The organism is Streptomyces sp. V4I8 (assembly GCF_041261225.1).
Lineage (GTDB): Bacteria > Actinomycetota > Actinomycetes > Streptomycetales > Streptomycetaceae > Streptomyces.
The window spans coordinates 1385607-1408080 of sequence record NZ_JBGCCN010000001.1 but is presented as its reverse complement, the minus strand read 5'-3'; the positions used below and the strand labels follow the sequence as shown (position 1 = coordinate 1408080).

Annotated in this window: 21 protein-coding genes and 1 pseudogene; 11 read left to right on the top strand and 11 right to left on the bottom strand. The window is 71.4% G+C overall.

The genetic code is table 11. From position 1 onward, the window contains the following. The first annotated feature begins 10 nt into the window (after positions 1-10). Positions 11-3496, top strand: coding sequence for an amino acid adenylation domain-containing protein (locus ABIE67_RS06400; RefSeq protein ID WP_370268267.1), 3486 nt, complete (start codon positions 11-13; stop codon positions 3494-3496). A gap of 62 nt (positions 3497-3558) precedes the next feature. Here ABIE67_RS06400 and ABIE67_RS06395 read toward each other — a convergent pair whose 3' ends face one another. Then, positions 3559-4575 carry an iron-siderophore ABC transporter substrate-binding protein gene (locus ABIE67_RS06395; protein ID WP_370254694.1) on the bottom strand — a complete coding sequence of 339 codons (1017 nt, stop codon included), beginning with the start codon at positions 4573-4575 and terminating at the stop codon, positions 3559-3561. A gap of 85 nt (positions 4576-4660) precedes the next feature. Next, a complete protein-coding gene (locus ABIE67_RS06390) occupies positions 4661-5614 on the bottom strand; it encodes a methionyl-tRNA formyltransferase (RefSeq protein ID WP_370254690.1) in 954 nt (317 codons plus the stop codon). 84 nt (positions 5615-5698) lie between these two features. Here ABIE67_RS06390 and ABIE67_RS06385 point away from each other — a divergent pair, with 84 nt between their 5' ends. Then, positions 5699-7024: a lysine N(6)-hydroxylase/L-ornithine N(5)-oxygenase family protein gene (locus tag ABIE67_RS06385; RefSeq protein WP_370254685.1), complete on the top strand. Its 1326-nt coding sequence runs from the start codon at positions 5699-5701 to the stop codon at positions 7022-7024. 5 nt (positions 7025-7029) lie between these two features. Here ABIE67_RS06385 and ABIE67_RS06380 read toward each other — a convergent pair whose 3' ends face one another. From ABIE67_RS06380 to ABIE67_RS06370, 3 genes are all read right to left on the bottom strand, one after another. Beyond that, positions 7030-7677 carry an isochorismatase family protein gene (locus tag ABIE67_RS06380; RefSeq protein WP_370254680.1) on the bottom strand — a complete coding sequence of 216 codons (648 nt, stop codon included), beginning with the start codon at positions 7675-7677 and terminating at the stop codon, positions 7030-7032. Between the two features lie 88 nt (positions 7678-7765). After that, entirely contained in the window at positions 7766-9601 is a 1836-nt protein-coding gene (locus ABIE67_RS06375; RefSeq protein WP_370254677.1) for a glycoside hydrolase family 15 protein, read from the bottom strand. Between the two features lie 125 nt (positions 9602-9726). Continuing rightward, on the bottom strand, positions 9727-10506 hold the full coding sequence (locus tag ABIE67_RS06370; protein ID WP_370254671.1) for a DeoR/GlpR family DNA-binding transcription regulator: 780 nt from the start codon (positions 10504-10506) through the stop codon (positions 9727-9729). A 153-nt stretch (positions 10507-10659) separates the two neighbouring features. Between ABIE67_RS06370 and ABIE67_RS06365 the strand changes: the two genes are divergently transcribed. Continuing rightward, positions 10660-11541 (top strand): SIS domain-containing protein, encoded by an 882-nt coding sequence (locus tag ABIE67_RS06365; RefSeq protein WP_370254666.1) that lies wholly within the window; start codon positions 10660-10662, stop codon positions 11539-11541. A gap of 55 nt (positions 11542-11596) precedes the next feature. After that, the gene (locus tag ABIE67_RS06360) at positions 11597-12496 is read left to right on the top strand and encodes a ketose-bisphosphate aldolase (protein ID WP_370254661.1); all 900 of its coding nucleotides are present in this window, start codon (positions 11597-11599) and stop codon (positions 12494-12496) included. 12 nt (positions 12497-12508) lie between these two features. Here the strand turns inward: ABIE67_RS06360 and ABIE67_RS06355 are convergent, their stop codons facing one another. Next, on the bottom strand, positions 12509-13642 hold the full coding sequence (locus tag ABIE67_RS06355; RefSeq protein WP_370254657.1) for a methyltransferase: 1134 nt from the start codon (positions 13640-13642) through the stop codon (positions 12509-12511). Between the two features lie 85 nt (positions 13643-13727). Between ABIE67_RS06355 and ABIE67_RS06350 the strand changes: the two are divergent. Next, a pseudogene (locus tag ABIE67_RS06350) lies at positions 13728-14368 on the top strand (alpha-ketoglutarate-dependent dioxygenase AlkB). Between the two features lie 36 nt (positions 14369-14404). Beyond that, positions 14405-15643, top strand: coding sequence for an ROK family protein (locus ABIE67_RS06345; protein WP_370254653.1), 1239 nt, complete (start codon positions 14405-14407; stop codon positions 15641-15643). Here the strand turns inward: ABIE67_RS06345 and ABIE67_RS06340 are convergent. Continuing rightward, a complete protein-coding gene (locus ABIE67_RS06340) occupies positions 15640-15771 on the bottom strand; it encodes a hypothetical protein (protein ID WP_370254647.1) in 132 nt (43 codons plus the stop codon). The two genes, ABIE67_RS06345 and ABIE67_RS06340, sit on opposite strands and share 4 nt — an antisense overlap. A gap of 3 nt (positions 15772-15774) precedes the next feature. Here ABIE67_RS06340 and ABIE67_RS06335 point away from each other — a divergent pair, with 3 nt between their 5' ends. Both ABIE67_RS06335 and ABIE67_RS06330 read left to right on the top strand, forming a co-directional pair. Next, positions 15775-16224: an RpiB/LacA/LacB family sugar-phosphate isomerase gene (locus tag ABIE67_RS06335; RefSeq protein WP_370254643.1), complete on the top strand. Its 450-nt coding sequence runs from the start codon at positions 15775-15777 to the stop codon at positions 16222-16224. Between the two features lie 86 nt (positions 16225-16310). Continuing rightward, entirely contained in the window at positions 16311-16691 is a 381-nt protein-coding gene (locus tag ABIE67_RS06330) for an antibiotic biosynthesis monooxygenase (RefSeq protein ID WP_370254639.1), read from the top strand. A 15-nt stretch (positions 16692-16706) separates the two neighbouring features. Here ABIE67_RS06330 and ABIE67_RS06325 read toward each other — a convergent pair whose 3' ends face one another. The 4 genes from ABIE67_RS06325 to ABIE67_RS06310 form a co-directional block, all read right to left on the bottom strand. After that, positions 16707-17141 (bottom strand): tautomerase family protein, encoded by a 435-nt coding sequence (locus tag ABIE67_RS06325; protein ID WP_370254635.1) that lies wholly within the window; start codon positions 17139-17141, stop codon positions 16707-16709. A gap of 24 nt (positions 17142-17165) precedes the next feature. Next, positions 17166-17342: a DUF1272 domain-containing protein gene (locus tag ABIE67_RS06320; RefSeq protein WP_370254631.1), complete on the bottom strand. Its 177-nt coding sequence runs from the start codon at positions 17340-17342 to the stop codon at positions 17166-17168. Between the two features lie 21 nt (positions 17343-17363). Continuing rightward, on the bottom strand, positions 17364-17936 hold the full coding sequence (locus ABIE67_RS06315) for a DUF4865 family protein (RefSeq protein ID WP_370254626.1): 573 nt from the start codon (positions 17934-17936) through the stop codon (positions 17364-17366). Positions 17937-18020: 84 nt separating this feature from the next. Further along, the gene (locus tag ABIE67_RS06310; protein ID WP_370254621.1) at positions 18021-18611 is read right to left on the bottom strand and encodes a TetR/AcrR family transcriptional regulator; all 591 of its coding nucleotides are present in this window, start codon (positions 18609-18611) and stop codon (positions 18021-18023) included. A 169-nt stretch (positions 18612-18780) separates the two neighbouring features. Here ABIE67_RS06310 and ABIE67_RS06305 point away from each other — a divergent pair, with 169 nt between their 5' ends. Genes ABIE67_RS06305 through ABIE67_RS06295 form a run of 3 tightly spaced genes read left to right on the top strand, consistent with a single transcriptional unit; the run spans position 18781 to position 22453 of the window. Continuing rightward, positions 18781-19062, top strand: coding sequence for an SHOCT domain-containing protein (locus ABIE67_RS06305; RefSeq protein WP_370254617.1), 282 nt, complete (start codon positions 18781-18783; stop codon positions 19060-19062). Further along, complete coding sequence (locus ABIE67_RS06300; protein WP_370254612.1) at positions 19059-19895, top strand: ABC transporter ATP-binding protein; 837 nt, start codon at positions 19059-19061, stop codon at positions 19893-19895. Before ABIE67_RS06305 ends, ABIE67_RS06300 begins: the two co-directional genes overlap by 4 nt. Next, positions 19892-22453, top strand: coding sequence for an ABC transporter permease (locus tag ABIE67_RS06295; RefSeq protein ID WP_370254608.1), 2562 nt, complete (start codon positions 19892-19894; stop codon positions 22451-22453). The genes ABIE67_RS06300 and ABIE67_RS06295 overlap by 4 nt, the downstream gene beginning before the upstream one ends. Positions 22454-22474: the final 21 nt, after the last annotated feature.

Genomic DNA, 22474 nt, shown 5'->3' with positions numbered 1-22474 from the left:
GGAGGAACCGGTGACGCAGCACCACCCGACCGCGGACGAGCTGCTCCGTTCGGTCACCGACACATTCGGCTCGGAGGAACCGCCGAGCGAGGACGACAGCCTCATCGCCTGGGGCCTGGACTCGATCACCCTGATGAAGATCGCGGGCGGCTGGCGCAAGCAAGGCGTCCGGGTCAGCTTCGCCGAACTGGCCAAGGAACCGACCCTGCGCGCCTGGCGAGAGCTGCTGGAGACCCACGTCCCGGCCGCGGCGCAGCCCGCGGAGCGGACCCCCGCCCTGCCGCCCCCCGCCCCCGAACCACGCGAGTCCTTCCCGCTGGCCGTCATGCAGCACGCCTACTGGATCGGCCGCGGCGACGAGACCACCCTCGGTTCCGTCGCCGCCCACCTCTACGTCGAGTTCGACGGCTCCGGCGTCGACCCCGGCCGGCTCGACACGGCCGTACGCGCCCTCGCGGCCCGCCATGGAATGCTGCGCGCCCGCTTCACCGACGACGGCCGCCAGCAGATCCTGCCCGGCCTCACCCGGCCCGCGACCGTCGTCCACGACCTGCGGACGCTGGACGCCCGCACAGTGGAGGCCCGGCTGAAGGACGTCCGGCACTCCTCCTCGCACGCTCGACTGGACATCGCGGCCGGTCAGGTCTTCTCCGTGCAGCTGTCGCTGCTGCCGGACGGTGCGAGCCGGCTCCACGTGGACGTCGACATGCTCGCCGCCGACGCGCTCAGCTACCGCGTCCTGCTCTCCGACCTCGCCAAGCTCTACGAGGACCCCGGCACACCGCTCCCGCCCATCCGCACCAGCTATCCGGAGTACCTCGCCGAGCGCACGGACGTACGGCGGCTGAGCCGGGACCAGGCACAGCAGTGGTGGCAGCGGAGGATCCCCGAGCTGCCCAGCGCGCCCGAACTCCCGCTCGTCCCCGAGGCGGAGCGCGCCGACCCGACCCGGGTGACCCGCCGCCACCACTGGCTGCCGCCGGAGGAGAAGCGGCGGCTGACCGCCCGCGCCCACCAGCACGGGCTGACCCCGGCCATGGCGGTGGCGACCGCCTTCTCGGAGGTCCTGGCCGCCTGGAGCGGACAGCCGCGCTTCCTGCTGAACGTGCCGATGTTCGACCGCAGGGGCTCCCACCCCGACGTCGACCTGCTCGTCGGCGACTTCACCAGCTCGGTGCTGCTCGACGTCGACCTGGCCGGGCCGGGCTCGTTCACCGAGCACGCACGGCGCCTGCAGGACCGTATGCACACCGACGCGGCGCATTCCGACTCCTCCGGCGTCGAAGTCCTGCGGGACCTGTCCCGGCACAACGGCGAACAGGTCCTGGCGCCTGTGGTGTTCACGAGCGCCCTCAACCTCGGTGAGCTCTTCGACGCGGGTGTACGGCACTCCTTCGGCAAGCCCGTCTGGATCATCTCGCAGGGACCGCAGGTGCTCCTGGACGCCCAGGTGACCGAGGTCGACGGCGGACTGCTGGTCAACTGGGACGTCCGCGAGGACGCCTTCCCGGCCGGCTTGGTCGACGCGATGTTCGCCGCCTTCCACGGCCTCGTCACCCGGCTCGGCACCGACGACACGGTCTGGGAACGGCCGTTGCCCGCCCTGCTTCCCGCCGAGCAGTCGGCGGTGCGTGCCAAGGTGAACTCCACCGAGGGCCCGCGCAGCCACCGGCTGCTGCACCAGGGCTTCTTCGAGCGCGCCACCCGGCAGCCGAAGGCCGCCGCCCTGCTGTGGGGCACCGAAGGGACCTTCTCCTACGGCGAGTTGGCCGATCGCGCACTGCGCACGGCCGCCGCGCTGGTGGAACGTGGTGTGCGGGCCGGTGACACGGTCGCGGTGAGCCTGCCCAAGGGGCCCGGCCAGATCACCGCCGTCCTGGGGGTGCTGGCCGCGGGCGCCGCGTACGTGCCGATCGGCGTCGAGCAGCCGCCCGCCCGCCGCGACCGCATCCGCGCCACCGCGGGATTCCGAGTCGTCCTGACCGACGGACGCCCGGTCGAGGGCATCGGCCTCGACGCCCTGCCGGTCGCCGAGGCGCTGCGCGCCGCACCCCTCGCGGATCCGGTGACGGTGGACGAGGAGCGGCCCGCCTATGTGCTGTTCACCTCGGGCTCCACCGGCGAGCCCAAGGGCGTCGAAGTGCCGCACCGGGCGGCCATGAACACCATCGACGACCTCAACGACCGTTTCGACGTGGGTACTTCGGACCGGTGTCTCGCCCTGTCCGCCCTGGACTTCGACCTCTCCGTCTACGACATCTTCGGGCTGCTGAGCGCGGGCGGCGCGGTCGTGCTCGTGGACGAGGACGACCGGCGCGAGGCGAGCCAGTGGGCCGATCTCGTCCGCACCCACGGAGTGACGGTCCTCAACTGCGTGCCCCCGCTGCTCGACATGCTGCTGCTCGCTACCGGCCCCGATGAACTCAGCGGTATGCGGGCGGTGTTGCTCGGCGGCGAGTGGGTGGGCACCGACCTGCCGGGGCGGCTGGCCGAGCGGGCACCCGGCTGCCGGTTCACCGGTCTGGGCGGGACGACGGAGACCGCCATCCACTCCACGGTCTGTGAGGTGACGGAGGCTCAAGTCCCGGCGCACTGGCGGGCGGTGCCGTACGGGACTCCGTTGCGCAACGTCCGGTGCCGGGTCGTCGACGCCCACGGGAGGGACTGTCCGGACTGGGTGCCGGGGGAGCTGTGGATCGGCGGGGACGGGGTGGCGCTCGGATACCGGGCCGATCCTTCCCGTACGGCCGAGAAGTTCACCGAGGCGGACGGGCTGCGCTGGTACCGCACCGGTGACCTCGCGCGGTACTGGCCGGACGGCACGCTTGAGTTCCTCGGCCGCCGGGACCACCAGGTCAAGCTCCGCGGCTTCCGGATCGAGCTGGGCGAGGTGGAGTCGGCGCTCGCCGGCCATCCGGCCGTACGGCGTGCCGTCGCCGGGCTCACCCGGGGGCAGGGCGTCCAGCTGGCGGCCGCGGTGGCCGCCGACGCGGGGACGGCCGAGGGCGAACTGCGGGACTGGGCGCGCACCGTGCTGCCGCCGCACATGGTCCCGGCCCGGATCGCCGTGGCCGAGGAGCTCCCGCTCACCTCCAACGGCAAGCTCGACCGCCGTGCCGTACAGGAGCTGTGGCACATGGCGGAGGCCGAACAGCACCGGGCACCCGGCACCGCCCTGGAGACGGTCGTGGCCCGCGTCTGGCAGGACGTCCTCGGCGTCGACCGCGTCGGCCTCGACGACGGGTTCTTCGCCCTCGGCGGGGACTCGGTGCTCGCCACCGTGATCGTCGGCCGGCTGCGTGAGGCGCTGGACACTTCGGAGGTGTCCGTACGCTCCCTGTTCGCGACCCTCACGGCCGGCGGCATGGCCAAGCGGCTCGCCGCCGAGGAGCAGACCGCGGGGCGGCTGGAACAGGTCGCCTCGATCCACCTGGAGATCGAGGACATGTCGGCGGACGAGGTCGACTCCGCACTGCGGGACGCCCAGGGAACGTAGGAACAGGAAGGAGGGGCGGGGGGCCCGAAGGCGCCCCGCCCCTCCCTCGCCCCCCTCGGGCGTCAGTCGAGCTTCTTGAAGCCGGGCTCCAGGTTGTCCAGCGCCCACGGGATGCCGAGCGCGGACGGGCTGCGGAGCTGGCTGATGGTCGCGACGTCGGTCACGACGTACCGGTCGTCCTTCACCGCCGACATGTTCTTCACCAGGTCACTGGACTCGAACGCCTTCTTCAGATCCGGTGTGGTGAAGGCGATGACGACCAGGTCGGCGTCGAGCTTGTCGAGTTGCTCGAAGGACAGCTCACCGGTCGGGCTGCCGTTGACCGTCTTGATGTCCTTCACCGACGGCGTCAGGCCCATTCCGATCTGGCTCATCAGCTTGGCGGCGAAGTCGTCCTCGGAGGCGATGGTGAAGATCTTGGCCGGGGTGTTGCCGATGGACAGGCTGTAGGTCCTGCCTTCCAGCTTCGGGTGCTTCTCCCGCACCGCGGCGATGCTGTCCTCGGTCTCCTTGATGACCTGCGCGCCCCGCTCCTCCTTGCCGACGGCCTTGGCGACCACCTGGACGTGCTCCTGCCAGGTCTGCTGCCCCCAGGCCGTCTCGTAGCCGATCGTCGGTGCCACCACGGCGAGCTTCTTGTAGTCCTTGTCCAGCGTGAAGTCGGAGGTGGCGAGGATCAGATCGGGCTGGAGGGAGGCGACCTTCTCGTAGTCGACGGCGGTCAGCGTGTCGAGAAGCTCGGTCTTCTCGGTGTCGATCCTGTCCTTCAGCCAGGGGTAGACGCCGTCCTTGCTGAGGGCGTCCTTGGAGACGGCGACCGGCGTGACACCGAGGGCGTACAGCGCGTCGATGTCGTCGGTGCCGCCGTTGCCGATCACCACGATCCGCTCGGGCGACTTGGCGATCTTCGTGGTGCCGAACTTGTGCTTGATGGACACCGGGAAGGCGGACGAGGAGTCCGCCTTCGCGTCGCCGGAGGCGTCGGAGGAGGTGTTCGAGTCGTCCTTGACGGAGCCGCAGGCTGCCAGGGCGGCGGCGAGGCCGACGGCGAGAAGGGTGCTGAGAAGCTTTCTCGACATGCGCGTCAGTAAAGCAAGGTAAGCCTTGCCTTAGCAACGCGTTTCGGACAACTTCTTTGATTCTGGCGGTAGTTGACCTGCCCGATCACGGATGAGCAGTGAGATAGCCGCCCATCGTGCGGAAGTAGTCGGTCGCCGCGTACTCCGTGCCGTCGTCCGTGCGCAGCCTGCGGATGACCAGCCCGGGGTGGCGCCCGCTGTGGGCGTCCGCGCCCGCCACGATGACCACGCCGTCGCCCTCGGGGATGAAGACGCGGCCCGGCGTGCCGCCGTAGCGGCCCTCGGAGACGGCGGCCGAGACGATCCTGATCCGCTGCCCGCGATGGAACGTGTACGCGTTGGGATACGGGTCCGACTGGGCCCGTACCAGGCGCTCCAGGCGCTCCGCGGGCCAGCTCCAGTCGATGCGGCTGTCCTCCAGGGACCGCTTGTGGAAGAAGCTCGCGCGGCTGCGGTCCTGGGGCTGCCAGTGGGTGGCGGCCCGGCCGGAGTCGATGAGGTCGAGCGACTCCCGCACGATGGGCGCGATCAGGTCGACCGTGCGATGGAACAGGTCCGTTGCGGTGTCGGTGGGTCCGACCGCCACCGAGCGCTGCACGAGGATGTCCCCGGCGTCCAGCTCGGCGTTCATGCGGTGCGCGGTGACGCCGACCCGCTCCTCGCCGTTGATGAGCGCCCAGATGATGGGGGAGAAGCCGGCATAGGACGGCAGCAGCGAGTCGTGGACGTTGAGCGTGCCGTGCGGGGGCAGGTCGAAGAGCTCCGGCGGCAGCCAGGTGCGCCAGTTGTTGGCCACGAGGATGTCGGGCCTGGCCTCGCGTACCGCGGCGAGGAGTTCGGGGTCGTCGGGGCGGTTGCGCAGGAGGACGGGGACGTCGTTCTTCTCGGCCAGCTCGGCGACGGAGTCGCCCCAGATCTTCTCGTAGGCGTGGTCGCTCTTGGGGTGGGTGACCACGAGGACGACCTCGTGATCGGAGTCCAGCAAGGCCTGGAGCGTGCGGTGGCCCCAGGTCTGGTAGCCGAACATGGCGACGCGCATGCGGTTCTCCCCTTCGGCGGGCTCCATTGCAAGGTAAGGCTAACCTTATCTAACATGTGGCTGCCTGAGGGAGGCGATGCCACGGTGAAGTCACCGCTCACGGGATCGGACACCACCTACGACGTCCTCGGAATCGGCTTCGGGCCGTCAAATCTCGCCCTGGCCATAGCGATTGACGAACACAACGCGAACCTTCCGGCGGACCGTCGGATCAACGCCCTTTTCCTGGAGCGCCAGTTGGGTTTCGGCTGGCACCGGGGCATGCTCATCGACGACGCCACGATGCAGGTGTCGTTTCTCAAGGACCTTGTGACGCTGCGCGATCCGGCCAGCGACTTCAGCTTCCTGTGCTTCCTGCGCGAGCGCGGCCGGCTGATCGACTTCCTGAACCAGAAGACCCTCTTCCCGCTCCGCGTCGAGTTCCACGCCTACTTCGAGTGGGCCGCCGAGCGGGTGCGGCACCTGGTGGCGTACGACCAGGAGGTGACCGCCATCGACCCCGTGCGCGACGACACGGGCACGGTGACGCACTTCGACGTGGTCTGCCGTGACCCGGAGCGTCCCGGCCGGACCGTCACCCGCCGGGCCCGTGACATCAGCGTGGCGGTCGGCCTCGAACCCCATGTGCCGCCCGGCGTCGAACTCTCCGAACGCGTCTGGCACAACAGCCAGTTACTGCCCCGCGTGGCCGAACTCGCCACGTCCGGCGAGCCGGTGCGCCGCGCGGTCGTCCTCGGCGCCGGGCAGAGCGCCGCCGAGACCGTCGACTATCTGCACCGCTCGTTCCCCGAGGCCGAGGTCTGCGCGGTGTTCGCCAAGTACGGCTACACGCCGGCCGACGACAGCCCGTTCGCCAACCGCATCTTCGACCCGGAGGCGGTGGACGTGTACTTCGGCGCGCCCTCCGAGGTCAAACAGTCCCTGTTCGACTACCACCGCTCCACCAACTACTCCGTCGTCGACATGGAGTTGATCGAGGCCCTGTACGCCCAGGCGTACCAGGAGAAGGTCACCGGCCGCGAACGGCTGCGCTTCCTCAACGTCTCCCGCATCCGCGACGTCCGAAAACGCGGCGACGGCGCGCTCGACGTGTCAGTGGAGTTTCTGCCGACCGGGGAGCAGCGGACCCTCCGGGCCGATGTGCTCGTGCACGCCACCGGCTACCGTCCCCGTGACCTCACCGCCCTGCTCGGCGAGGCGGCGAAGGTCTGTCTGCGGGACGACGGGGACGCGCTGCGGGTCTCCCGTGACCACCGTGTGGAGACCGCGAACGACGTCACCGCGGGGATCTACCTCCAGGGCGGCACCGAGCACACCCACGGGCTCACCTCGACCCTGCTGTCCACCACCGCGATCCGTGCGGGGGAGATCCACCGCTCCCTGCTGGCCCGCCGGACGGCGTCCGTCTGAGCGGGTCAGCCCGCTGGTGCCGCGGTCACGGCGGGGTCGAACACGGCGACCACCTCACCCGTGGACGTCACCGCCCCGCACGTGTCCGCGATCCACTCCAGCGCGAACCCATGGCTCCCGGCCGACGCGTCGGCGACGGCGTCCGCGACGACGAAGGGCTCCAGGTCCTGCACCCAGGCATCGGCGGCGGTCATCAGCACGCCGACCCGGGCGAACAGGCCCGCTATCACGACCTGATCCCGCTTCAGGTCCCCCAACCGGCTGCCCAGCCGGGTCCGGGCGAACGCGCTGTGCTTCCGGGCGGTGAGCACGGCGTCCCCGGTGCGCGGTTCGACCTGCTCGGCGAAGGCCTCGCCGTCCCGGTCGGCCGGCGCACCGGACTGCCGTACGTACAGGGCGGGTCCGCGTTCCCCGGCCGGCACCGAGTGGATGACGGGCACGCCGGCGGCATGCGCGGCGTTCACCAACCGGCCCGAGTTCGCGAGGAGTTCGGTGACCGGGGCGCCCTCCTGCTCCAGTACGCGCACGAAGCGCCTCTGTAAGTTGAGCACCACGAGCGCCGCCCGGCTCGGGTCGAGGGTCCACCCCGTGCTGTCGTCGGGCAGCATCGCGGGGGTCGGCATGACGTACGGGAAGATCGAGCCAGGCGTCATCTCGGGTTGCCCTTCGGTGAGTCGGGGAACCCTGTTTAAGTTAGCCTCACCTAAGTTGGTTGTCCTCCCGTTGAGCCCGGAACCGGCCTCAGCCCAGGGCGCGGTCCAGGTTGAAGGCCGCGCTGATCAGGGCGAGATGCGTGAACGCCTGGGGAAAGTTGCCCTGTTGCTCGCCCGTGTGACTGATCTCCTCGGCGTACAGGCCCAGATGGTTGGCGTACGTCAGCATCTTCTCGAAGGCCAGCCGCGCCTCGTCGACCCGGCCGGCCCGCACCATGGCCTCGACGTACCAGAACGAGCAGATGGAGAACGTGCCCTCGTCGCCGCGCAGCCCGTCGGGGCTCGCCTGCGGGTCGTAGCGGTAGACCAGCGAGTCGGACACCAGGTCCTCGGTGAGGGCGTCCAGCGTGGACAGCCACTTGGGGTCGGTCGGCGCGATGAACTTCGCCAGCGGCATCATCAGCACCGCCGCGTCCAGTACGTCGCTGTCCTCGTGCTGGACGAAGGCCTGGCGCCGCTCGGACCAGCCCCGGCTCATGATCCGCCGGTAGATCGTGTCCCGGCACGCCTGCCAGTGCGGCAGATCGGCGGGCAGCCCGCGCCGGTTGGCCATCCGGATGCCCCGCTCGATCGCCACCCAGCACATCAGCCGCGAGTACAGGAAGTTCTTGCGGCCGCCGCGGGTCTCCCACACGCCCTCGTCGGGCTGGTCCCAGTGCTCGCACACCCACTCCACCAGCGCGCACACATCGTCCCACTGGTCGCTGGAGATCGGCTTCGCCCACTTGTCGAAGAGGTAGATCGAGTCGATCACCGCGCCGTAGATGTCCAGCTGGAGCTGGTCGGAGGCGGCGTTGCCGACGCGCACCGGGGCGGAGCCGAGGTGGCCCTCCAGATGGTCGAGTTCACGCTCGGGCAGGTCGGTGCGGCCGTCGATGCCGTACATGATCTGCAGGGGGCCGGTGTGACAGCCGTCGCCCCGGCTGACGTGCTCGGTCAGGAACTTCATGAACGCCTCGGCCTCGCCCGTGAAGCCCAGCCGCAGCATCGCGTACACGCAGAAGGCGGCATCGCGCACCCACACGTACCGGTAGTCCCAGTTGCGTTCGCCGCCGAGCTGCTCGGGCAGGCTGGTCGTCGGCGCGGCCACGATCGCGCCGGTGGGCGCGTAGGTGAGCAGCTTCAGGGTGAGGGCCGAGCGGTGCACCATCTCCCGCCAGCGGCCACGGTACTTGGAGACGGACAGCCACTGCCGCCAGTACGCCACCGTGCTGTTGAACTGTTCCTCGGCCTCGGTCCGCGCGCACCGGCGCAGGGTGACGTCAGCGCCGAGCTGGTCCAGCGCGAACACCGCCGACTCACCCTGGGCGAGCTTGAAGTCGGCGCACACGTCCGGCCCGTCGACCTCCAGCGGCATGGTCGCGGTCAGTCCGAGCGACAGCTTCTCCGACTCGAACACCGCGACGTCGCCCACCATGCGCACGGTGTGCGGCCGGGAGCCGTAGTCGAAGCGCGGCGCGACCCGCGTCCGGAACGGGATCGCCCCGCGGACGCACACCACCCGCCGGATCAGCCGGTGCCGCTCGGATTCGGCCGAGCTGCCGTCCACCGGCATGAAGTCCTGCACCTCGCCGACGCCGTCCTCGGTGAAGAACCTGGTGATCAGGACGTTCGTGTCGGGGAAATAGAACTGCTTGGTCCTGGCCGGCACCGCCGCCGCCAGCTCGAAGCACCCGCCCCGCTCCGCGTCCAGGATCGCCGCGAAGACGCTCGGGGCGTCGAAGGCCGGGCAGCAGTACCAGTCGATCGTGCCGTCCGTCCCCACCAGGGCCACACTGCGCAGATCGCCGATCAGCCCGTGCTCGGCGATGGGCAGATAGCGCGAGGCCGTGGGAACGTCCGTCTCGGTCGGGGTTGTGCTCATCGCAGCCTCCCTGGCCCGCCGTCGCGCCCTGGTCCGCCGTGCGCCTCGCTCCCAGCGTAGGTGGAATCGGACGGGCGAGGGCCGGGATCCGGGGCCCGGACCGCGAGCGCTCAGATCGCGAGGGCTCAGACCGCGATGACCCGCAGACCCGCCTCCTCGAAGCGCCGTACGGTCTCGGGGTCGGCCGCCGCGTCCGTGACCAGCGTGTCCACCGCGTCGGCCGCGCAGATCCGGGCGAACGCCCGCTGCCCCAGCTTGCTGGAGTCCGCGGCCACGACCACCCGCTCGGCGCGCTCGCACAGTAGCCGGTTGATCGCCGCCTCCGCCTCGTCGTGCGCGGCGGCGCCGTGCGTGACATCGAACGCGACGACGCCGAGGACCGCCACGTCGATCGTGATCTGGGACAGCACCCCGTCCGCGAGCGGCCCGATGAGCTCGTACGACTGGGGCCGCGCGACCCCGCCGGTGACCACGATCTTGAGCTGGGGGCGGACGGCCAGCTCATTGGCGATGTTGAGCGCGTTGGTGACGACGGTCAGCGCGGGTACCCCGGCCGTCAGGTCGCCGCGCACGGCCAGGGCGCGCGCCACCTCGGTGGTCGTCGTTCCGCCGGTCAGCCCGACCGCCTCGCCGGGCGCGATGAGACCGGCCACCGCCTTGGCGATGCGCTGCTTCTCGGAGGCGTGCCGTGCCGTCTTGTAGCGCAGTGGCAGTTCGTACGACACTCCGTGCACGACCGCGCCGCCCCGCGTGCGGACGAGCATCTGCTGCTCGGCGAGCTGGTCGAAGTCGCGACGGATCGTGGCGGCCGAGACCTCCAGCTCGGCGGCCGCCTCCTCGACGTCCAGCCGGCCCCGCTCAACGAGCAGCTCCAGCAGCGCCTTCCAGCGGGCGTCGCGCGACATCCGCCCTCCATTCCTCGATCATTCCTCGATCTCCGGCGACCTTAGCGCACCCCACTCCACCGCAATGCTTGATTCTGCTCGAAAGTTAGCGATATCTTGCAAGAACAAGCACAGGCACTCCGCAATGCTCCTCTGGAGCCCGAAGGTGGCGGCATGACGCATGTCGAGGACGAGCTCAACAGCCAGCCCGAGTGCTGGACCCGCGCCGCGGCCGAGGCGACCGGCCTCGGCGGGGTGCTGCCGGAACCGGGGGAGCGGGTCGCGGTCGTCGGCTGCGGAACGTCGTACTTCATGGCGCAGGCGTTCGCCACACTGCGCGAGGGATCAGGCGGGGGCGAGACGGACGCCTTCGCCGCGTCGGAGTTCCCGCACGGACGCGCGTACGACCGCGTCCTCGCCCTCACCCGCTCCGGTACGACGACCGAAGTGCTCGACCTGCTGGGCCGGTTGAAGGGGAGGACGCGTACCACGGCGGTCACCGCCGACCCGGACACGCCCGTCATGACGGCCGCCGACGAGGTCGTCGTCCTCGACTACGCGGACGAACGGTCCGTCGTGCAGACCCGGTTCGCGACCACCGCCCTCACCCTGCTCCGCGCCCACCTCGGCCTGCACACCGACGCGGTCGTGGCCGACGCCCGCACCGCGCTCGCCGCGGACCTGCCCGAAGGGCTCGTGGAGTGCGGCCAGTTCACCTTCCTCGGCCGTGGCTGGACCGTGGGGCTGGCCAACGAGGCCGGGCTGAAGATGCGCGAGGCGTCGCTGTCCTGGACCGAGGCCTACCCGGCCATGGAGTACCGGCACGGCCCCATCAGCATCACCACGGGCGGCACCGCCGCCTGGATGTTCGGTGAGGCTCCCGAGGGGCTGGCCGAACAGGTCCGCGCCACCGGCGGACTGTGGATCGAGGGCCGCCTCGACCCCCTCGCCGAACTGGTCCGCGCCCAGCGGCTCGCGGTCGCCGTCGCCGCGGCCCGCGGCCTCGACCCGGACCAGCCGCGCCACCTCACCCGCTCGGTGATCCTCGCCCCGTGACACATCCCCCCACGCGCCGAGGCGCGCCGAGCGGGAACAGACGAAAGGACAGGCCGTGCCCCTCGTGACCACCGGCGAGCTCATCACCGGCGCCACCGCAACCCGCTCCGCCGTCGCCGCCTTCAACGTCATCACCCTGGAGCACATCGAAGCCGTCATCGCCGGTGCGGAGTCGGCGAGTTCGCCCGTCGTCCTCCAAGTCAGCGAGAACGCCGTCAAGTTCCGCTACGGACGGCTCCTCCCGCTCGCCCGCGCGGCCGTCGCCGCCGCCGAACGCGCCGCCGTCCCCATCGCGTTGCACCTCGACCACATCCAGAGCGACGACCTGCTGCGCCAGGCGCCGGACGCCGGGTTCAGCTCGGTGATGTACGACGCGGCCCGGCTGCCGTACCTGGACAACCTCGCCGCGACGAAGGCGGCCGTCGACTGGGCACACGCCCAAGGCCTGTGGATCGAGGCCGAGTTGGGCCGGCTGGGCGGCAAGAACGGGGAGCCGCCCCTCGACGCCCACGCCCCGGGAGCCCGCACCGACCCCGCCGAGGCGCACGCCTTCGTCACCGACTCCGGCGTCGACGCCCTCGCCGTCGCCATCGGCAGCTCGCACGCCATGACCACCCGCACCGCCACCCTCGACCACGACCTCCTCAAGCGCCTGGCCGCCACCCTGGACGTCCCCCTCGTCCTGCACGGTTCCTCCGGCGTCCCCGACGACGAACTCACCGCGGCGGTCGCGGGCGGCATCGCCAAGGTCAACGTCGGCACAGCCCTCAACATCGCCATGACGGGAGCGATCCGCGACTTCCTCGCCGCCCACCCCGAGGCGGTCGACTCACGCAAGTACCTGAGCGTGGGGCGGGAGGCGATGGTGCGGGCGGTGGCGGGCATCATCGGGGTCCTGAGGGGGCGCCGCAGCGGACACGGTGAGACCCTGACGCCGGACGCCGTGACGTCCTGACACCGGGAACGCCTACTTCTTGACGGCCTTCAGCACCACGAACTTCGGGTCACTGGCGACGAGTTGACTGTTGCCGAACAGCCGCCGCAGCTTCACGTGGTAGCCGAGATGCCGGTTGCCGATCACCCACAGCTCACCGCCCGGCCGGAGCGCACGCCGGGCCCCGGTGAACATCCGCCAGGCCGTCGCGTCGGTCGTCGCCTGGTGGGAGTGGAACGGGGGGTTGTTGAGCACGAGGTCCACGCTCCCGGCCGGCACGCCCGCCAGCCCGTCCCCGACCCGGAACTCCGCGTGCCCCGGCACCCCGTTCGCCTTGTACGTCGCCTCCGCCGAGGCCACGGCCTGGAACGACTCGTCCACGAACAACACCTCGGCCGCCGGGTTCGCCAGCGCCATCGCCGTACCGACGACGCCGTTGCCGCACCCGAGGTCCACCACCCGTTGCGCGCCCCTGCTGCCGGGCAGATGCCCAAGGAAGAACCGCGTGCCGATGTCGAGCCGGTCGGCACAGAAGACGCCCGCGTGATTGACGACCGTGCGTCCCGAGACCGTGCCGATGCCGTCGGGGAGGTCGTAGGTGTACGGCCACGGGTTCGCGGGCCGCTCCACGGACGACCGGGGCGTGCAGAAGATCAGCCGGGCCTTCTTCTCGGCGAGCGAGGTGCGGGTCGGGCCGAGGATCCGCTCGAACAGCTGGAGCGTCGAGGTGTGGATCTCCTTCACCATCCCGGTGCCCACCACGACCGTCTCCTCGTGCACCGCGGGCGCCAGCCGCAGCAACTGGTCCTCCAGCAGCGCCAGGCTCTTCGGCACCCGCACGAGCAGGACGTCGACGCGCTCCGGCGGCGGGTCCTGCGTGGTGAGCAGCTGGACGGTGCCGGGTTCGACACCCTGCCGGGCGAGGTTGGCACGGGTCGCCTCCTGGGCCAGGTAGGAGTCCGTGATCTGCGCCGGGCCCCGCGCCGCGAGCGCCGTGACCAGGGCGCCCCAGCGGTCACCGACGACCACGACCGTGCCGGACAGCGGGATCTCCCGCTCCGCCAGGTGCCTCAGCAGGTACTCGTCGGAGGCGTCCCAGGCGCGCAGCCGGTCACGGGGGTCCTCGGGGAAACGGGTCAGCGCGAGCTCGCCCCAGGGCGTCGTCATACGGTCGTTCATCGTGCGTCAAGGCTAAGCGACCCCAGGGACGCTTCGAGCCGCAGCTCACGGCGGGTGCGGGAGGATGGGACGCATGGACGCCGAGCTGTTCCCCCGGGAGCGTACGGAGGTCGCGCCGGGCGCGGTGCACGTGCCCGACTGGCTGGATCCGGGCCGCCAGCGTGAGCTGCTGGCCGCTGCCGGGAGTGGGCGCGGCCACCGGCCGGGCTGCGCACGGTCCGCACGCCGGGCGGCGGCACCATGACCGCCCGGCAGGTCTGCCTGGGCTGGCACTGGTACCCGTACGCCTACGCCCGCACGGTCGTCGACGGCGACGGCGCCCCGGTCAAACCGTTCCCGGCATGGCTGGACGAGCTCGGCCGCCGCGCGGTGCGGGACACCCTCGGCGAACCGGAGGCGGCCTACGACATCGCGCTGATCAACTTCTACGACGCCGGCGCCCGCATGGGCATGCACCGCGACAGCGACGAGAAGTCGGACGCGCCCGTGGTGTCCCTGAGCCTCGGCGACACCTGCGTCTTCCGCTTCGGCAACCCCGAGACCCGGACCCGGCCCTACACGGACGTCGAACTGCGCAGCGGCGACCTGTTCGTGTTCGGCGGCCCGTCGCGGCTCGCCCACCACGGGGTGCCGAAGGTGCAGCCGGGCACCGCACCGCCGGAGTTGGGGCTGACCGGGCGGCTGAACATCACGCTCAGAGTGAGCGGCCTGTAGGCCGCCGCAGCTGCGGATCATGGGAGACTCGCCCTCATGAGCGGCAAGGCGGACCCCCGGACGGCGGGGGAAGGAACCACCTCGAGGACGCGGTTGGACCGGGGGCGCGGTGCGCTCGGACCCGCGTTGGAGCTCGTGCACACCGGACGCGCCCCCACGCGTGCCGTCCTCACCGCCGAACTCGGGGTCACTCGGGCCACGGCCGGCGCGGTGGCCGCCGAGCTGGAGGCGCTCGGGCTGATCCGGGTCGACGCCCGGCCCGGCGCGGCGGCCGGTTCGCAGGGGCGGCCCTCGCACCGGCTGGCGGTCGCCGAGGACGGCCCGGTCGTCCTCGCCGCACAGGTGCACGCCGACGGGTTCCGGGCGGCGCTGGTCGGCCTGGGCGGCCGTATCGTCGCCACCGCGCCCGGGCGCGAGACGGTCGACGCCGATCCGGCGAAGGTCCTCGGCTCGGTGGTCGAGGCCGGCGCCGAGCTTCTGCGCACGACGGGCCGGCGCTGCGTCGGCGCGGGCCTCGCCGTCCCCTCCGCGGTCGCGGAACCCGACGGCCTGGCGCTGAACCCCCTCCACCTCGCCTGGCCCGTGGGCGCGCCGGTGCGCCGCATCTTCACGGAGTGCGTGCGCGCGGCCGGGATCACCGGACCGGCCTTCGCCGCCAACGACGTCAACCTCGCCGCCCTCGCCGAGCACCGGCACGGCGCGGGCCGCGGCGCCCGTGACCTGCTGTGCGTGGCCACCGGGCACCGGGGCGTCGGCGGCGCGCTGGTGCTGGACGGCCGTCTGCACACCGGCAGTTCGGGCCTGGCCCTGGAGGTCGGCCACCTCACCGTGAACCCCGAGGGCAGACCCTGCCACTGCGGCAGCCGGGGGTGCCTGGACGTCGAGGCCGACCCGCTGGCCCTCCTCACGGCGGCCGGCCGCGAGCCCGGTCCCGACGGCTCCCTGATCCAGCAGGCCAACGACCTGATCCGCACCCAGTACGACGACCCGACGGTCCGCACCGCCACCGAGGCCCTCATCGACCGCCTCGGCCTCGGCCTCGCCGGCCTGGTCAACATCCTCAACCCGGACCGCATCATCCTCGGCGGCCTGCACCGCACCCTCCTCGACACCGACCCCGACCGCCTGCGCGCCGTCGTCGCCGACCGGAGCCTCTGGGGCCAGAGCGGCGGCGTCCCGATCCTCGCCTGCACCCTGGACCACAACAGCCTGGTCGGCGCCGCCGAGTTGGCCTGGCAGCCGGTGCTGGACGATCCGCTGGGGGCCCTCGCCTAGGCGGTGCGTGACGGCAGGACGACCTCGGAAGGCAGCTGCGGCGTGTTCGCGCCCTGCGGGGCCCTCCCTCCAGGCGCGGCCGCCGCCCGGACGGCCGCACTCCCGGCGAAGACGCGGGTACGCTTCATGCCATGCGGATCTCCGTCTCCTCGGACATGGACGAACCCGTCGCCCGCCTCCTCGTCACCGAGCTGCGCGGCCGCGGTCACGACGTGGTGACCCACGGAGCGCTGAGCCCCGGCGACGACCCCCAGTGGGCCGCCTGCTCCGAGGCTGCCGCCCGCCAGGTCGCCGACGGCACGGCGGACCAGGCGGTCGTGTGCTGCTGGACCGGCACGGGCGCGTCGATCGCCGCGAACAAGGTGCCGGGCGTCAGGGCCGCCCTGTGCACGGACGCCTACACGGCGGACGGCGCCCGCCGCTGGAACGACGCCAACGTGCTCGCGCTCAGCCTGCGCCTGACGTCCGAGCCGCTCCTCAAGGAGATCCTCGACGCCTGGTTCGCCGGCGAGGCGAGCGAGGACACCCAGGACCGGGAGAACGTGGCCCGCCTCGGACGCCTGGACGTCAGGCAGTCGTGAGGCTTTGGGCCGGAGCCCGGTCCCTTATGCGTCCCGTTCGGAAAAGGCGCTGGCTCGCTGGGTGTGTCCCGCCCTACCGTCGCGCCATGAGCAATCACTCGGAAGCGCCTGTCGCGCCCGTCGAGGCCTATGAACCCCCTTACTACGTGGCTGTCTTCAGCACGGTGCGAACCCCGAACCAGAACGACTACAGCGAGACCAACGCGCGCATGGAAGACCTGGTGAAGGATGTACCGGGGTTCCTGGGGATGGACCACGCCCAGACTCCCGGCGGGCTGGGCATCACCGTCAGCTACTTCCGCGACGCCGACGCCCTGACGGAGTGGCGGACCAACGTCGAGCACCGCGCGGCACAAGAGCGCGGGCGAGCCGACTGGTACCAGAGCTACACGCTCCATGTGGCGAAAGCGGAGCGGAGTCACGGTTTCCTGCGAGCGGAGGCCCGGCAGAGCCCGACGGCAGGCTGACCGACCGAGGTCACCTCAGCTTCCCGACGGCCCGGTGAGGGCGGGTGAATCGACGGGGGCGGGGGAGTCGGCGTACTGCGCCACTCCCTCGCCGAACGACCAGTTGACGGGTTCGTTCTCGATCAGATGGACGAACACGTTCCGCGGCTCGGTCCCCGCGTAGGAGTGGGCGAGTTCGGCGATGCGCCGGTACAGCGCCTGCTTCTGCGCGGGGGACCGGCCGGAGCGCAGGGTGATCGTGACGTACACGATGCCGTCGTCCCGGTGGATGCCGAGGTAGTTGTCGTCGTAGCGGAGCGTGCTGCGGGTGCCGTCATGCCCGACCAGCACCTGGAACCGGTCGTCGGACGGGATCCCGATGGCCTCCACCAGGGAGTCGTGCACGGCACGGCCGAGCGCGTCCAGCCGCTCGGGGTCGGCGCCGAGGGCGTCGATGCGGACGAAGGGCATGTCAGGGTCTCCTTGCTGTGAATGTCACGAACGGCGAGGTCTGGGGACCAGCTCGCCCCCGCAGTTGGGACAGATGTCCGCCATCGCGTCACTGCACGGCACGCAGAAGGTGCACTCGTACGAGCAGATACGGGCAGGCGCGTCCAGCGGCAGCGCCGCCGTCTCGCAGCGCTCACATCGGTCGCGCATCTCCAGTGCCATGTGTCGTGTTCGCCTTCCCTGTCAGCCCGGCAACCGGTCCCGCCCCGGCTCGGACATGTGCAGCACCTCGTACATGTCACCGTCGGCCTTGGGCGTGTCGTTTCCCCAAAGGGAGAAGTGGATCAGCTCCCAACGGTTCGTGTCCACGGCCGCCGCCGCGAGCACCGCTCCGTCCTCGGCGGCCAGCCGCTCCGTCTCCCGCGCCGTCTCCGCCATGAAGTCGGCCAACAGCCCGTCGTCCGGCACCCGTTGGCGCCGCCGCACCGCGATCCGCGCGGGGGAGTGGGCGTCACGGCCCTCCGCGTGCACCGCCCCGGACCACTGCCGCACCGACGGTCGCCCGAAGTCGTCGACGATGCCCTGGAAAGGGCCGCCCCAGAGGAACGCGCTCATCCCGGCGACGGAGTTCCACAGATAGAACGGCGCGTACTGGTTGACCGGCGATCCGTGCACACCGCGCTCGCGCATCAGGTACGTCTTGAACCCGAGCCCCTCCCAGTCGTCGAGCAGATGCCCCCGGCTCGCGACGCGGCGGCGGATGATCCCCATGTCGTAGTCGGCGGGCAGGGTGATCTCGTACTGCATCGCGTGCATCGACTCGCCTTTCCGGTGCGGTAAATGCGGTAGGTGCGGTAGTTGCTGTAGCCGTTCCAGGTGCCACAGGTGCCTCAAGTGCTTCTAGTGCTTCTGGTGCGGTGCGAGAAGGGACAGCAAGCCCCGGACGCCCACGTCGAAGGCGGCGGGCGACCCGGACGCGCGGGCGAGAACGTAGCCGCCCTGGACGGTCGCGACGATCGTCGCCGCGATCGACTCGCCGTCGAGCCCGGGCGCGAACTGGCCCTGCTCCTTGCCCTCCTCGACGATCCCGGCGAGCCGTTCCCGCAGCCAGTCGAGCGTCTCGTCGACGGGTGCCCGCAGTTCGTCGCTGGCGATCACGTCCGGGTCCATCGTCAGCCGCCCGATCGGACAGCCGCGCAGTACATCGCGCTCGCGCCGCAGATACGCCTCGATGCGCTCGTACGGCGTGTCCGGCCCGTCGAGTACTCCCGCGGCGGTAGCCCGCATCTCCTCGGCGGTACGGCGGATCGCGGCCAGCGCCAGATCCGGCTTCCCCTTGAAGTGGTGGTACATGCTGCCCTGCCCGGCGCCCGAACGCTCCAGGATCGCCTTGGGGCTGGTGCCGACATAGCCCCGCTCCCACAGCAGTTCGCGGGTGGACTCGATCAGCCGGTCCGAGGTGTCCGATGCGCTCATGCCCTCATTGTACATACTAGTAGTTACAGAAGTCGAGCCCCTCCGGAGCAGCGCAACCAGCTCTGCGTACTCCCCGAGGGGTACGCGCACTGCCGCTGGCCGTACGACGACCCGGACCCGTCCCCGGCGCGAGTCTCGAAGCATCACCGAACGACCACCGAACCGACTCGGGAGATGAATCGAGATGCAGACCCTGGCTCACTTCGCCGACGGCGGCCCCGGCCCGTGGATCCTCCTCTTCCCGCTGATCTGGGCGGCCGTCGTGATCGGCGGCATCACGCTGCTGCGCCGCACGGTGTGGCGCGGACGCCGCGCCCCCTGGCGGTCGGCCGCCGACGACAACTCACCCATCACCGTGCTCGGGCACCGCTTCGCCTCCGGCGAGATCGACGAGGACGAGTACTGGCGCCGACTGTCCGTCCTGGACGAGCAGTTCGGCGGCACGGGCAAGGGCGGTGCGGCATGACGACCACGACCGTCACGACGACCACGACCGTCACGACGACGCCGACGGCCGCCCGCGTCGTCGACGCCGTGAAGGTGTACGGCACCGGCGACACCGGCGTGAGGGCCCTGGACGGGGTGAGCGTCGACTTCCCGGTCGGCCGCTTCACCGCGATCATGGGGCCCTCGGGCTCCGGCAAGTCCACGCTGATGCACTGCGCGGCCGGCCTCGACACCCTCACCTCGGGCACCGCCCACATCGGGGACACCGAGCTGAGCAGCCTCGACGACCGCCGCCTCACCCTCCTGCGCCGCGACCGCGTCGGCTTCGTCTTCCAGGCCTTCAACCTGGTGCCGACGCTGACGGTCGCGGAGAACATCAGGCTGCCGCTGGACCTCGCGGGCGGAAAGGGAAGCAAGGGAAGCAAGGGAAACAAGGGCAGCAAGGGCAGCAGGGGCGGCCACGGCGACAAAGGAGACACGGAGTGGATCGACGCGCTGATCGACGTCGTCGGCCTGCGCGACCGGCTCCACCACCGACCCTCCGAGCTCTCCGGCGGCCAGCAGCAACGCGTCGCCGTCGCCCGGGCGTTCGCCGGGCAGCCGGACGTCGTCTTCGCCGACGAGCCGACCGGCAACCTCGACTCCCGTTCCGGCGAGGAGGTCCTCGGCCTGCTCGGCCGCGCGGTGCGCCAGACGGCCCGCACGGTCGTCATGGTCACCCACGACCCGGTGGCCGCCGCCCACGCCGACGAGGTCGTCTTCCTCGCCGACGGACGCCTGGTCGACCGTATGGAGTCCCCGACCGCCGACAAGGTCCTGGACCGCATGAAAGCCTTCGAGGTGCCCTCATGAACACGTCTGTCCGCCTGAGCGTGTCCTCCCTGCGCGCCCACACGCGCCGCTTCGCCGGTACGTTCCTCGCGGTGTTCCTCGGCGTGGCCTTCCTGGCCGGAACCCTCGTCATGGGCGACACCCTGCGCGCCGGCTTCGACACGATGTTCGGCAAGGCGACCAGCGGCACGGACGCCGTCGTCCGCAGTGCCGACGCCATCACCACGCCGGGTGAGAGCGAGGGCGTGCGCGAACCGGTCGACACGGACCTGGTGCGCACGATCGAGCAGGCCCCCGGCGTCGCGGCGGCCGCGCCCGACATCCAGGGCGCCGGTCAGCTCGTCGGCAGGAACGGCGACCCCATCGGCGGCCAGGGCCCGCCCACCCTCGCCGGCAACTGGATCACCGACCCCGGCCTCAACCCGTACCGCCTGGCCGAAGGCCGTGCCCCGGAGAAGTCCGGCGAGGTCGTCGTCAACAAGGGGACCGCCGAACGAGGCGACCTGAAGATCGGCGACTCGACGACCCTGCGTACGCCCGACCCGGTCAAGGTGACCATCGTCGGCCTCGCGACTTTCGGCGGCGAGGACGGCATGGCCCAGGTGACCTTCACCGGCATGACCCGGGCCGACGCCGAGAAGTACCTCACGGCCCGGCCCGGCGAGGCCGCGAGCATCCAGGTGCGGGCCGGCCCCGGTACCAGCCAGCGGGAACTGGTCGAGGAACTGACGACCGTGCTGCCCCGCGGCGTCGAGGCCATCACCGGCCAGGAGTCGGCCGAGGAGAACACCGACATGATCTCCAGCCAGTTCCTGACCCTCTTCACCACCTTCCTCCTGGTCTTCTCCGGCGTGGCCCTCCTGGTCGCGACCTTTTCCATCCACAACACCTTCGCGATCGTCGTGGCCCAACGCACCCGGGAGAACGCCCTGTTGCGCGCCCTCGGCGCCTCCCGCCGCCAGGTCACCGCGTCGACCCTCGTCGAGGCGATCGCCGTCGCCGTCACCGCGTCCCTGGCCGGCCTCGCGGGCGGCATCGGCATCGCAGCGGGTCTCCAGGCCCTGTTCCCGGCGATCGGATTCCCCTTCCCCGAGGGCGACCTGGTGGTGACGGCCCTTTCCATGGCCCTGCCGCTCGCGGTCGGCATCGTGGTCTGCCTCGGTTCCGCCCTGCTCCCCGCCCTGCGAGCCGGCCACACCGCACCCCTGGCCGCCCTGCGCGAGACGGCCGTCGACACCTCCGGCGCCTCGCGAGCCCGCGCCGTCACCGGCGTGGGCCTGCTCGCCCTGGCGATCGGCGTCACGCTCGGCGGAGTTCTGCTGACCCCGTCCCTCTGGCTGGCGGGAACCGGCGCCACCCTCGCCCTGGCCGCCTTCGTGGTCCTCGGCCCCGTCGCCTCCACGACGGCCGTACGGGTGCTCGGTAGCCCCCTCGGCCGACTGCGCGGCGTCACCGGCGGACTCGCCCGGCGCAACGCGCTGCGCAGCCCGAAGCGAACGGCCGCCACCGCGAGCGCCCTGATGATCGGCGTCGCCGTCGTCTCCCTGTTCACGGTGTTCGGCGCCTCGCTGAAGGCGACGATGGACCAGACCGTGTCCCGGTCCTTCGCGGGCGACGTGGCCGTCAGCACCCCGTCGTTCGGCGCGGGCGGCAGCGGCCTGAGCCCGCGCCTCGCCGACGCGGTCCAGCGGCTGCCCGAGGTCGACACGGCCGTCGGACTCGGCCGGGGCGTCGCCGAAGTGAACGGCAAGGGAAGGGCCCTGACGGTCACCGACCCGGTCGCCCTGGAACGCACCTTCGACCTCGGCACCGTCCACGGCTCCCTCCGTGACCTCGGCACCGACGGCATCGCGATCACTCGGAAGGAGGCCGACAAGCAGAACCTGACGACCGGCGACAAGGCCCGCCTCACCTTCACCGACGGCCAGGCACAGACCTTCACGGTCCGCGCGGTCTACGGCCGGTCCGAACTCGCCGGCGACTATGTCATCACCCGCGACGCCTGGGCTCCGCATCGCACCCAGGACGCCGACACCCTACTCACCGTCTCCTTCAAGGACGGCGTGAGCACGGACACCGGCAGGACGGCGGTGGAAGAGGTGGCCGCTCAGTACGGCGACCCCGAGGTGCAAACCCGCGACGAGTACGCGCAATCGGCGGCCGGCGGGATCGACATGATGCTGACCCTCGTCTACGCGCTGCTCGCCCTGGCGGTGCTCATCGCCCTCCTCGGCATCGCCAACACCCTCACGCTGGCGATCCACGAGCGCACCCGCGAACTCGGCCTGCTGCGGGCCGTGGGCCAGACCCGCTCCCAACTGCGCGCGATGGTCCGCTGGGAGTCGGTCCTGGTGGCAGCCTTCGGCACGGTCGGCGGCCTCGCCCTCGGCGCCTTCCTCGGCTGGGTGCTGGTGGCGGCCTCCGACGGAGCGAGCGACAGTGCCTTCGCCTTCGCGATGCCGCCGCTGCAACTGCTGGTGGTCGCCCTGGTCGGCCTGACCGCCGGAGCCCTGGCAGGCCTACGCCCGGCGCGCCGCGCGGCACGCCTGGACGTCCTGAGGGCGATCGCCACAGAGTGACCCTCAGAGCCAAGGGCGACA